A 12486-nucleotide genomic window follows, 5' to 3' on the forward strand; every position below is an offset into this window, starting at 1 on the left:
TAATCCCTTCCACTATTCAAATGATTCAGTTTTTAGTCTAGAAATTTCAAGAAAATGTACCCTTTGAATCCATAAAAACATAGGATTAATACTTACTCAAATTTTTAATACTTATTAATTTTATAACTTCAGGTTATATACTTAAATTAGCCTGTAGAAAATTACAGTATAAATTATGTCAAAAGCTGAGATTGGAACTTTCATAAGACAGAAAAGAGAAAATCTAAAATTATCGCAAGAGGCTGTTGCCTTTTTCTTAGAAATATCACAGGCTGCATATTCTAAAATTGAACGGAATGAAACCAAAGTAAAAGTTGATCAGGTTTATAAAATTGCGGAGTATTTTGGTGTAAGCATTTACGAGCTTTTACCTCCTTCATTAGCAAGCGATGTTACAGGTGAAAATATACTTGGTTTAGGATACCATTATCTTATTCTGGGATTTAAAAAAATAACATCATTCTGTAAATAGTTCCAGTATTATTAAAATCGTCAAGATCTTAAATAAAACAGCCACATCTGATGATGTGGCTGTTACTAAACATGATAATGAATACGAAAGAAATTGAAACCGCTATTTCACAGCTTCCAACAATTTGTGGAATATCGCAGTATTATCATACACTCCTTGAAATAAAAATGATCGTGCACCATAAGCAAATACCGGAACGAAGGCATTTGTATGATCGTTGCTACTAAAATTAACAACTACACGTCCAGATTTACGATCTGAATCCAATAAGGTAAGTCCCCCCGTTTCATGATCTGCAGTTACAATAACCAGCATCTCTGGATCTTGATCCGCCAAACGCAGGGCTTCAGCAATCGTATTGTCAAAATCCAATGTTTCCATGATTGAATATTTAAGATCATTGGCATGCCCAGCATAATCAATCTGCGCAGACTCTGCCATCAGGAAGTATGGTTTATTTTCACGAGAAAGGAACTTGACACCATCCAACATCGTTTTTGTCAAAATTGCTGGCCGACCATCTTTAACCGGTTTAAGGAATTCGTCCGAAAGAAAAACAATTTGCTTACCTCCTGCTTGATCTATGGTATTGTCTAAGACCGAAATACCGGCATATCCCTTCCAGTTATTTTCCTTTTTTAACCAATCTGGCTTTCCTCCAAGAATGAAATCCATTTTTGATTGTGCAAACTGTCCTAAGATGGATTCACTTTCATTCCGTTCCTGCTGATGGGCATAGAAAACTGCCGGGGTAGCATCCGTCACATCACCAACGCTTATAACACCAGTCTTCCACCCTTTGTCGGCTAAAACCGCAGCAACGCTTGGAAGTCCCTGGCCATGAGCATCCACGGAAATAGCCCGATTATTAACCTTCTGCCCCGTAGCAATGGCAGAACCTCCAGCGGCAGAATCGGTGTTATCAGCATTTAAAGCCTCGGTCTGTGAAAGTCCAACAGTCTTAATCTGTGTCATATTCAGGGATCCACCATTTGCTAAAGTCGCTGCCTTTACTGCTGCAAGCCCCATACCATCTCCAACTAATAGTAGAATCCGCTTCACTTGGCGGTCCTTCGCATCATACTGAAAACTGGGTTTATAAACATCATGCGGTTTATCCAATTGAAATGACGAGCGTGCACGCTGATCAAGAAATAATTCCAAAGACTTAGGTTGATCTGTATTGATCCAGTAGACACCCTGATTGATGAGCTGCTGCCAAGCATTCGGACTATCGTGTGTTCCATAGAAACGAAAACGAAGTCCTAGAGAATCTGCTTTAGCGACCGCTTTCTCAATTGCTGGTATATTTTCAGGCAATCCCTTCCCGTTCCAATCCGTATAATCTTTTAGGTCAGCGCTGATCAACCCTGTCTGCGCTAAACTCACCGCATCATAGGTCCAATTGACCTCACCATCAAAAAATAACCATTTGGGATAGTTTTTGAAACCTTCAGGCGAAGGTCTTCCTCCCGTAACGATTACTTTAATTGCATTTGGATTTTTAATCGGATTAAAAATGTCACCATATTGCTCCACTTCTTTTACAAGGATGGGTAATAACCTCTTATAATCTTCTTTTATGTCAATCAATAGCTGCAAATGCTTGGTACTATCCGTAAATGCAGTATGGCCATTTTTACGGTACAGCGCAACAAGAGGTTCCAAATATAGCGCATTAAGGGTGCGTTCATTTTTGATTTCCTTTGCATCATGAGCCACCATTAATTTGCCATTCCGAAGAAAAACATCAGCTTCGATAGACTCCATACCGGCATAATAGGCCGTATATAAAGGCTGAGCTTGCCAATAATCATTATGACTATGCCCGGCATAAACACTTTTGTTAAGCTGTCCTTTGTCCCGGTTGAACATCAATTGTTCAAACTTTTCATTGAGGGTCTGTGCCTTTGAGAACAAAGGTCCGCCGCATAGACAAGCCGCTATCAATAATACGCTCCATTTATTATAAATGGCACCTTTCAAGCTTACCATCCCTGATTTTGTTTAATGATACCGTTGCTATTGTCAATCTCTTGTTGCGGAACTGCCCATACATGGTGAATCTTAGGATCAAATTTACGACCTGGAAACACGATTGGTTTGCCTGTAGCAGGATCTACCATAGCATAGGTATGCAGAGGTTTAGCATAAGTAGCTGCAGCATCCCCCCAGCGCACCAAGTCCCTGTGACGATCTGTAAACTCGCCGGCCAACTCGTTACGACGTTCGCGTTTTAAATCTGTCAATGTCATACCTTGCATTTCATCTAGATCAGCACGTTTACGCAGCAGATTAAGTTCCTTATCCCCTGCACCTGTACCGTTTAACATGATCAGCGATTCTGCCTTGATTAAAAGAATCTCTGCAAAACGAATTAGGGGTACATTTAAATCTGTTGCCATATGATCTCCATTTGGACTCACATGTGAACCGATCGGAGATGGGTGAGAAAAAGGTTCCATATACTTATTGAACTGCATATCACAGGTCGCCGATCCAGCAGGTGTAAAACTACGTTCTTCACCAAAAAACATGAATTTATCGCCAGGTTTTAGAATAGTCGCTTCTCTTCGCGCATCACCCTTCTCGTAAGAATCATAAAGCTCCTTAGTCGGTAAATAATAACCCCAGCCATTATAAAGACCCCATGCACCATTGGTCAACATGACACCTGGTAGAATAGAACCCCAACCAGACCTTCCTGATGGAGAACTGGTTGCCGACCAGATGTATTCTGTTCCCCAGTTATTGGAAGCCTTAAATACGTCTGTAAATACAGGTTCTAAGCCACGTTTCCCCTGATTGATAACCGAATCTGCATACAGATTTGCGTTTTTATAATCTTTCTTATACAAGTACATTTTCGAAAGCAGCGCCCATGCAGCAACTTTGTGTGCACGACCATAGTCCACTTTGGCCAGCTCATCGAAAAAAGGCAATTGATCAGCCGCACTTTTTAACAGTTTTTCAACATGAAGATAATTTTCTTCAATATTAGCTGCCCGAGGTGTAGCCAATTCATTATCCATATTCTCGACAGTTACTATGGGTACACCCGCTCTTTCGTCAGCATAATTAGCTGCCAATTGAAAGTACATATAACCTGCGTTGAAGTTAGCTTCACCCAATATGCGCTTTTTTAAAGCACCATCCATACTTATAGTTGGAACATATCTCAAAATATCATTAGCACGCTTAATGATTGCATAGCGATATTGCCACTGCGGTTCAGTATATCCGCCGCCAACATAAGTGCTGCTAAAATTACGTACATTTTCTGCTTGCGCATTATTTCTGCCTGTTACCATGTCATCACTCGCATTGATAAACCAAAAGAATCCACGTCCGTAAAATTCTTCTTCGTCATAATTGGCGTATAAAGCATTGGCACCTTTTACGGCATCTTCAGGTGTTTTCCAATAATTACCCTTAGATGGTGCTCCTTCTGGAGTAATGTCCAATTTATTGTTACAAGACTGCGTGAAGGTCCCGATACCACAAGCCAGCATTGATAATGTGATATACCTTGTTATGTTTTTCATTTTAATATTTTTTAAATCGCTGATGAAACTTGCAAGAGCCAATTATTTTCATCAATTGTTTATTTTTAATGATGTTCAAGAACTCACCCAATACGACCTAATCGGATGAGTTCCTGTTTATAGATGCTTTAAGCTCACGGTGATTTCATTTGAATATTACTTTTCATGACCGTGTTCTTTATATTGATCGGGACTAGAAGGATACAGATGCTCCGATCATGAATGTACGTGCTTGTGGATAGCGACCTGAGTCCATACCATAGCTATCCATACCAATCTCAGGATCCATACCCGTATATTTTGTCCACGTAAAAAGGTTACTTGCCGAGGCATATACTCTTAATTTTTGAACTTGATATTTCTTTGTCCACTCCATGGGCAGCGTATACCCAACAATTAAATTTTTCAAACGTAGGTAAGAACCGTCTTCCACATAGAAATCAGATACCTTAGAGAAATTACCATTTGGATCAGTTACGGATACGCGTGGAATATCTGAATTGGTATTTGTTGGCGAATAGGCATTCTTGATATCTTCAAACATATTATAGGGTTGACCTGATGCTGCATTCAATCCTGTATATTTTAATGCATTGAATAGCTTATTGCCTTGCACACCTTGGAAAAAGATATTGAAATCAAAGTTCTTATAGCTGGCATTAAAGGTAAGCCCATAATTGAAATCAGGATAGGCACTACCCAAAAACACGCGATCTTGGTCATTGATAGCTCCATCACCATTTTGATCTACAAATTTCATATCTCCAGCTTGTGCATCTGGCTGTATTTTTTGTCCATTGGTATTTTTGTACAGTTCGGCATCTTCCTGAGATCTAAAAAGTCCTGCTGTCTCTAAGCCATAATATGAATAAAGTGGTTGTCCGGGTTGCACCATAATCGGACGAAGAATACCTCTGTAGTTATTTGACAAAAATTGATTTGGAAGTCCTGCAGCCAAATGCTCAACCTTATTATTGATCTTATTAATCGAAGCGCTTACATCGTATTGAAAAGCTGCATTGGATTTACTACTATAGCTAAGCGCAAGTTCGATACCGCTGTCTTTCACCAAACCTCCATTGACCGTTTTTGTCTTCACACCAGTGGTACTCGGTAGCGTGATATTCATAATCATATTATCTGTATTCTTGACAAAGTAGTCTGCATTCACTGTTAAACGATTGTTCAACATTCCCAGATCAATACCAATATTGGTTTGTTTTGATTCTGCCCAGGTTAGATCAGGGTTGGCCATCACTTCCTCGGCATATCCTGGCAAAAGGGATGGTTGATCACCAAACCAACCTTCTACACGTGATAATAATGGACTTACCGCAGTTGGATCTAATGACGCTAAATTACCCAATATACCATAGCTACCTCTCAATTTTAAAGTATTGATTACTTGGGAATCTGAAAGAAAAGATTCGCGATGGAGTGCCCATGCCCCAGATATGGCGCCATAATTCTGAAAACGATTCTGAGAGGCAACCAGCGATGAACCGTCTCGTCTACCAATCAATGAAAGCATATAACGGCCATCATAATTATAATTAGCCCGAAATAGATATGAAATCAATGCTTGCTTATACAATCCATCTTCAATGGGTCTAATATTACCCGCATTCACCATGTAACGATAAGTCTTGGATTCATCATCAAAATTTTCTCCAGTGACATACGTATATTTTGTCTGTTTTTCTTGATACATATAACCTAATAAGCCATCGAAATGATGTTTATTAATATCCTTTTCATAGGTCAATGTCTGCTCTGCCAAGATATCTGTAAATCTTATCGTCTGTTGCGTCAAAGAGTTTGACATCACTGGTTTTCCAATCTCTGGCACTTTTGAAGTAAATTCCTTGTAATCGGTAAACTGCTTAGTATAGGCAAAATTGGATTTGAATTTTAATCCCGGCAATAATTTCATTTCTACATAGGGATTAATCAGTAGATTATGTACAGGATTGTCCACATCCAATCTACTTAAGTATGCAACAGGATTGATGACATCACCATAACTACCGGGACCATATTTTTCGGGAAGACCCGAAAATTTACCATTAGTATCATAAACTGGAACATTTTGCGGATAGTGCAGCGCCGATAGAATAGCACCTGTATATCCAGAACTGGTATTTGCTCCCTGTCCATTTGTGAAACTATAAGCTATATTTTCACCTAACTTCATCCAAGGGGTAATCTGGGTTTGCGAATTCAGACGAAAATTATACCGTTTCCCATAGGTATTGATTAACACTCCCTCTGCATCACGATAATTAAAAGCAGTATAGAATGAAGACTTCTCATTTCCTGCACTCGCTGACACATTGTAATCCTGAGTTTTTGCGGTACGAAATATTTCATTCATCCAATTAGTTCTGGTAATCTGCCCATCGGGATAAAGACTTGCATCAAAAGCGGGATCGCGTTTAACACCTGCATTATCTGCCGCCAAATTAGAAACCATGGCGCGATCTACAGCATTAAGCGATTGCAACATATTGTGCGCCTTCTGTATCCCAAATTTAGCTTCGGCTTCAATTTTCAATTCGCCTGACCGTCCTCCTTTTGTCGTGATCAAAATCACACCACCTGACGCACGAGCGCCATAAATAGCGGCAGCAGCATCTTTCAAAACACTGATTTCCTTGATATCATTTGGATTTATCTGTGGTACACCATGAAAGATTGTTCCATCTACAACATATAATGGTTGCTCACCATTAATACCACCAAGTCCTCTGATATTTACTCGTGCTGCCGAAGTGGGATCACCACCTTCATTGGTGACTGTTACACCTGGGGTTTTTCCTTGGAGCACCTCACCTATTCCTGTAACCGAACGACTAGAAACGCCCTCAAGATTGGTCGAAGAAACAGAACCCGAAACTGTACTTTTTCGCTGTGTACCATAACCAACAACAACAACCTCTTCGAGTTGGCTTGCATCCTCTTCTAGTGTAATCTGTATACTATTACCAACAACCAGTTGCTCTAAGGTCTTATAGCCTATAAAACTAAAACGCAATGTCTCCCCTTGATTCGATGAGAGCTGGAATTTACCGTTAGAATCCGTCACCACAGTTTTACCAGATTGAATGTTTTTAATCGTTACACCAGAAATAGCCTGCCCATTTGGCGATAAAACGGTTCCATTAATCTGATTCTGAAAAACCATGCTTCCGATTGTAGACGGGAAAGGCCTTTTTACGGAGAATGCTTGCCCTTGGGAAGTAATGCCAAGCATGAGTGGTAGTATTAGTAATTTGTTCATATGTTACTGAAAGTGTTTCGGCGAAAGTAGAAAACCCCAATTACCCGAACATTAATCCTATGTTAAGAAAGTATGAACAGCTCTTTAATCCTTTTGAATCAAACATTTATTTTACAATTTAGATGATCGTGTCCAGTATTTACCTTGTCAATAAACCTCATCCGATTAGAAAATTCGATTTAGTACACGATTAATCGCTATTTTCTTATCTCATAATTTAAACTGAAATAACAGAATTGATTCCAGTTGTTCAACAAATTCTGATCACCCTGTATTTAAAAAAATAATTTTCGTTTGTTATATCAATGGACTTTTTAAAAAATACTGGGCGATACCTAAACATCTTAAAAGGTAATTCCATCCATTGGAAAACAGACATTATAAAATCAACTGCATATAGTTGAAATCCATAAGATTTAGTATTTTGATGCATGCCATTAACCCTTAAACTATAAGAAGGAAAAGGGAAATTAAAGTTAATGGCATGACGAATTAATGAGTATAAAAAGCCTTATCAATAAGAACAGGATCGCACCATCATAAAAATTAAAAAAAACCTGACCATAATATTTGATTTTATAAAAATCTAACTTACATTTGATTATACTGAATGACTTTGTAGCTCAGCTGGTAGAGCAATTGACTCTTAATCAATGGGTCGAGGGTTCGAACCCCTCCGAGGTCACTGAATAGGCTTCTCTATATAGAGAAGCCCATTTTAACACCTATTGACCGTAAATACCAATACCTATTATAAATTTCTCAAGGGAATAATCAAATCACCATTGTTTTTGTTAGATTTAGCACATGAAGCTTATCATATTTGATTTAGACGGAACATTGTTAGACACACTTCAAGATTTGGGCGATAGCTGCAATAGGATACTTGAGGAATATGGCTATCCAATTCACCCTCTTCAATCTTACAAAAAATTTGTTGGTAATGGAGTTCGAACTCTTATCGAACGAGCATTACCTGTAAATGCAAGAACAGACGATACCATAACACGTCTACTTGTCGCATTCAAGGAACGATATGAAGAGAAGGCTGATAACTGTACGCAACCATATGCTGGCATCATGCATTTATTACAGACACTTAAATCATCTGGTTATCTGATTTCGATTGCTTCCAATAAATATCATGAGGCTGTTATTCCATTGGTAGAAAAGTATTTTCCTGAGATTTCATTTGATCTAATCTTAGGGCATCGAGCGGGGCATCCTGCTAAACCAGATGCACATATTGTGTTCGACACGCTCAATAGATTAAACATACAACCTGCTGATTGTTGTTATGTAGGTGACTCTTCTGTGGATATGGATACTGCTAAAAATGCAGGAGTATGTGCAATCGGTGTGTCATGGGGCTTTCGAGATGAAGAAGAGTTAACAAGACATGGAGCAGATTATATTATTGATGAACCCCAACAACTCTTGGATATTTTGAAATCGTCTTTATAATATTAATTGATATCGCTATAACCCGAGCTATTATTCCGAGGGATTTTTCTTTACACATCTTCCCCTAGGTTCATCGCCCTCAAGGAGTACAATTTCAGAATGTAGAAATTTTGCAGCATCTGCTGAATCTTTTACCTTGGAGGTACTGCGAGCTATCATTTCTGATTCATATTCTATTAATACACTTTGCCTCAATCCCGCTTTTTTCCAGTGGGATGACCGACATCCTCTTGAGATATCCCGAGCCAATTCGAGTGCATCTAGCAACGCCTGATTCGCTCCTTGTCCTTTGAATGGACTCATAGGATGGGCAGCATCGCCAATCAGTGTTACTTTCCCACCTTTCTTTAACAATTCTGCGTCGAGCAATTCTCGGTCATACACCGGATATCCCGAAACTTGAGCTTCCAAGGTAGCTGCTAAAATCTGAGGAATTGGATCGTGCCACGGTGTCCTAAGGCACGCTTCTTCTTTGAGTGCTTGAGGTCCTTTAGCACTTAAGAGTTTGGCTTCGTCTTCTGGGATTGGAAAACTTAATTGCCACATCACCGAATCTGATGTATATGGCATGATATAAATTCGTTCGTTTCCGTTTGCAGTTTGAAATACCGTAGCTGAGTCAAGCAAAGAACTTTTAAGATCTCCAAGCGCTGCCAAAGGACAAATACCTAATATCACCATACAGCCTAGATAACGTAAGGGTGTAATATCCTCACCAATCAACAACCTTCGCACTGAACTTCGAATACCATCTGCTCCAACCACAAGGTCTGCTCTAACATTCTTTATCTCCCCATCCACTTGAAAACTTAGCCCAACCCCCTTGTCTTCAGAATCCTTAAAATCTACTAACTGATGTCCCCATTGTACCGCATGATGATCACCGAGCTGCTTTAGAAGCGCTAAGCGCAGAGATTGTCGAGAAATATGGACATTGGAGCGTTTAGCAGACGTTTCTACATCCGAGGGTATCCACTTTCGCATTCCCCATTCACCAATCACTTTTCCTTCTGTCGTATGAACAACATGCTTTGTTGAGATCACCCCTTCTTCTAACGAAAAAATGCCCAATCCCGCAATCGCTTTACTTGCTTGCTGTAAAGTCAGCCCGTAACCCTGCGACCTGGCATTGAAATCGCTGTCGCGCTCATAGAGGGTAAACGGGATGCCGCGATGTAAACAGGCCACTGCTAAAGCTACTCCTCCAATACCGCCTCCAATAATAGCCACGTGTGGAAAATTTTCGTTGTCTGCAATCGGGTGGCTTGCAGATTGTATCAAACCAGTTCCGCTGCAGTTGAGGCATGTATATAGGTGTCCCTTTGGGCGAACTGGAGCTATTCCTTCGCCATTTGTTTTTTCATATTGATTCCATGCTTCTTGATAGCTTAGCCGTACTTTCTTGCTAATTTTCCGACTTTTCTTACCGCGCCCTTGACATTCCTGGCAGATACACCACCTTGCTCCTTCTTTTTTTTCCACTCCTATTTTTTAACTTTTCGTCTCTATTTTAAGAAATACTTAACCATATAGTCCGCAATAAGATAATACTGACCACGAAGTTAACGATTACTATTTAATGCATATAAGTTTATACTTTTTCAGCATACTGTAGCTTGTGATATTGAAGCAAAAATAAGATAAATAATGGGGAGGACTCTTGGTTTACCCGTAAAAATTGTCTGTAAAAAAACAAGGGCAATGTTAACATTGCCCTTGTAATTGTTATTAATCTATTGCTCCTTCGTTGGCCGTTATAGGCCAACCTGGATTTTGGTAAAGGGTTGAGCTTGAAGCTGAACCATCTGTCGATGTAATCGTAAAATGTTGGACTGCAATGGGATTTAAGTAGTGTGCATTGGCCCACTTGTAACCATTCAATACTAAGTTATTCGCCGAGTTATTGATGCGATAGGGGCGTAGGTATAAGCTTTCTGATTTAGCTGATACATTGGCCGTTTTCCCTGGCGTATTGGGTTCGACTAGCGTGGAAACACCTGAAGTATTGACATACCAATGTTCCATATCGCTCCATAGTTTGAAACCTTCGACGATGTAAGGCGACGATTTTAACTGATCAAGTGCGCGCCATCTCTTTAGATCTTGGTAGCGGAAACCTTCGGCAACCAATTCTAATCTGCGTTCTCGACGAATATTGAACAGAATCTTATCGGAAAGTAAAGTACCTGAACTATAAGCTCCAAAATCATCTTTGGCTTCTTCATTCATATCAGTATTATTAACCGTATGCATAAAGTCTTGATTGACACCTGCTCGATTGCGGATTTTTTGCCAATATGCTGAAGCCTTAGCATCGATAAAATTATTTTTAAGATAACTTGCTTCTAAATAATTTAAATAAGCTTCTGTAGCTCGAAATGTAATGGAACCTGTAGAGCCCGCTGATCCCGGAAGTTGTGCAGCTAAGTAACTCATACCTTTTTTAAGTGCATAACCTGTAACATATCTGGTTTCTGCAATATCCAAAATAGCTGGATTTGACTCCAAAATTGGTGTGCCATCGGTATTCATTTTATCTTTTACGCGTAATTCTCCAGGTGCTTTCATAAAAATCTGCAATCTATTATCTCGGCCTGCTTTGATGTTTTTAAAATCGTCATCACCTAGATAACCTGATCCATTAGCATATATAGGAAGTCCATTGGCCATGGTAAAGGATTCCACTAAGCCTTTGGTATAACCCGAGTTTCCACCGTTTTGGTTCATATAATGATTCACATTATGTGTAACGCCCAATGAAAACGAGTAGGATCTCCACATCAATACCTCTGAATAGTTAGACATATCGACATCCGAAAACATGTTGTAATATGGATTGTTAGACGAATTTTGGCCATCATCCTTGATATTGGCAACTAATTCAACTTTATCTGCAACTTGTTCTGCCGCAGCCATAGATTCGGATAAGAAAAAGTTGATTTCTTCGGCCAGATTGATACTGAAATTGGGGTGCGATTGTGCTCCTGGCCATCCTGGGCCTCCGGGTACTCGTGCAGTATTGCCATGGTACTTCAACCAGCTTCCCTCATATAGTCCAACTCTCGATTTAAACAGAAGCGCTACATCTTTAGAGATACGATTTTTACCATTGGGTGGAGAGACATTGAGCAAATTAATGGCAGAATCCAAATCCGCTAAAATAAATCGGGCTACTTCATTTCGAGGATTTCTCACCGATGCCGCTGTCAATTGGCCCATATTGTCAATCAATGTATTTTTGACAATCGGGAAATCACCTAGATTCTGTAGCTTACTGAAATATTCAAATGCTCTCAAAAAATAGGCTTCACCAATATAGTGTTCAATATTAGGAAGGTTACCGGTTAACTTATTGGATTTCCATTTTGGAAGAACCATTTCTAAAAAGTAATTAATATGGCGGATACGTGTAAAATCGTAATCTCCGCCTGTTGCAGAAACTTTAAACTCTCCTGGTACCCATATGGTGCTGTAACCACTTGCTACCTGATTGTCAGTGTGATTATCTAGCACGAATGTTCCCATACCCCAACCTGCATGTGAAGGGAAATTATACCGTGTCACGGTATAGGTGGCCAGATCTGCTTCAGTATTTAGGTACTCCTTGGGTGTGACATCGGCTAATGGAGCGCGATCTAAATATTTATTACAAGCTCCCAAAAAGATACTTCCTATGGATAACCCTACTAATCCTATTGTATATTTTATATGTTTCATAAATTGAT

At 39.5% G+C, this 12486-nt stretch carries 7 protein-coding genes and 1 tRNA gene; 3 read left to right on the forward strand and 5 right to left on the reverse strand.

Annotated elements, in window-relative coordinates; translation table 11 throughout:
• Positions 1-175: 175 nt before the first annotated feature.
• Positions 176-472, forward strand: a complete 297-nt coding sequence (locus tag KO02_RS17845; protein ID WP_038700480.1) for a helix-turn-helix domain-containing protein — start codon at positions 176-178, stop codon at positions 470-472.
• A 102-nt stretch (positions 473-574) separates the two neighbouring features.
• On the opposite strand, the gene KO02_RS17850 is transcribed toward KO02_RS17845, so the two are convergent.
• The 3 genes from KO02_RS17850 to KO02_RS17860 all read right to left on the reverse strand — a co-directional run bounded on the left by KO02_RS17850 (position 575) and on the right by KO02_RS17860 (position 7297).
• Positions 575-2467 (reverse strand): alkaline phosphatase, encoded by a 1893-nt coding sequence (locus KO02_RS17850; protein WP_051960025.1) that lies wholly within the window; start codon positions 2465-2467, stop codon positions 575-577.
• Complete coding sequence (locus tag KO02_RS17855; protein WP_038700482.1) at positions 2461-4017, reverse strand: RagB/SusD family nutrient uptake outer membrane protein; 1557 nt, start codon at positions 4015-4017, stop codon at positions 2461-2463. The genes KO02_RS17850 and KO02_RS17855 overlap by 7 nt, the downstream gene beginning before the upstream one ends.
• A gap of 193 nt (positions 4018-4210) precedes the next feature.
• Entirely contained in the window at positions 4211-7297 is a 3087-nt protein-coding gene (locus tag KO02_RS17860) for a SusC/RagA family TonB-linked outer membrane protein (RefSeq protein WP_144243358.1), read from the reverse strand.
• A gap of 612 nt (positions 7298-7909) precedes the next feature.
• Between KO02_RS17860 and KO02_RS17865 the strand changes: the two genes are divergently transcribed.
• Positions 7910-7982 (forward strand) — tRNA-Lys (locus tag KO02_RS17865).
• Positions 7983-8104: 122 nt separating this feature from the next.
• A complete protein-coding gene (locus KO02_RS17870; protein ID WP_038700484.1) occupies positions 8105-8761 on the forward strand; it encodes an HAD family hydrolase in 657 nt (218 codons plus the stop codon).
• A gap of 30 nt (positions 8762-8791) precedes the next feature.
• On the opposite strand, the gene KO02_RS17875 is transcribed toward KO02_RS17870, so the two are convergent.
• Both KO02_RS17875 and KO02_RS17880 read right to left on the reverse strand, forming a co-directional pair.
• Positions 8792-10243, reverse strand: coding sequence for an FAD-dependent oxidoreductase (locus tag KO02_RS17875; protein ID WP_038700490.1), 1452 nt, complete (start codon positions 10241-10243; stop codon positions 8792-8794).
• A gap of 246 nt (positions 10244-10489) precedes the next feature.
• Entirely contained in the window at positions 10490-12478 is a 1989-nt protein-coding gene (locus KO02_RS17880) for a RagB/SusD family nutrient uptake outer membrane protein (RefSeq protein WP_038700492.1), read from the reverse strand.
• Between the last annotated feature and the right edge of the window lie 8 nt (positions 12479-12486).

It is taken from the genome of Sphingobacterium sp. ML3W (assembly GCF_000747525.1).
In the GTDB taxonomy this organism is placed as follows: Bacteria; Bacteroidota; Bacteroidia; order Sphingobacteriales; family Sphingobacteriaceae; genus Sphingobacterium.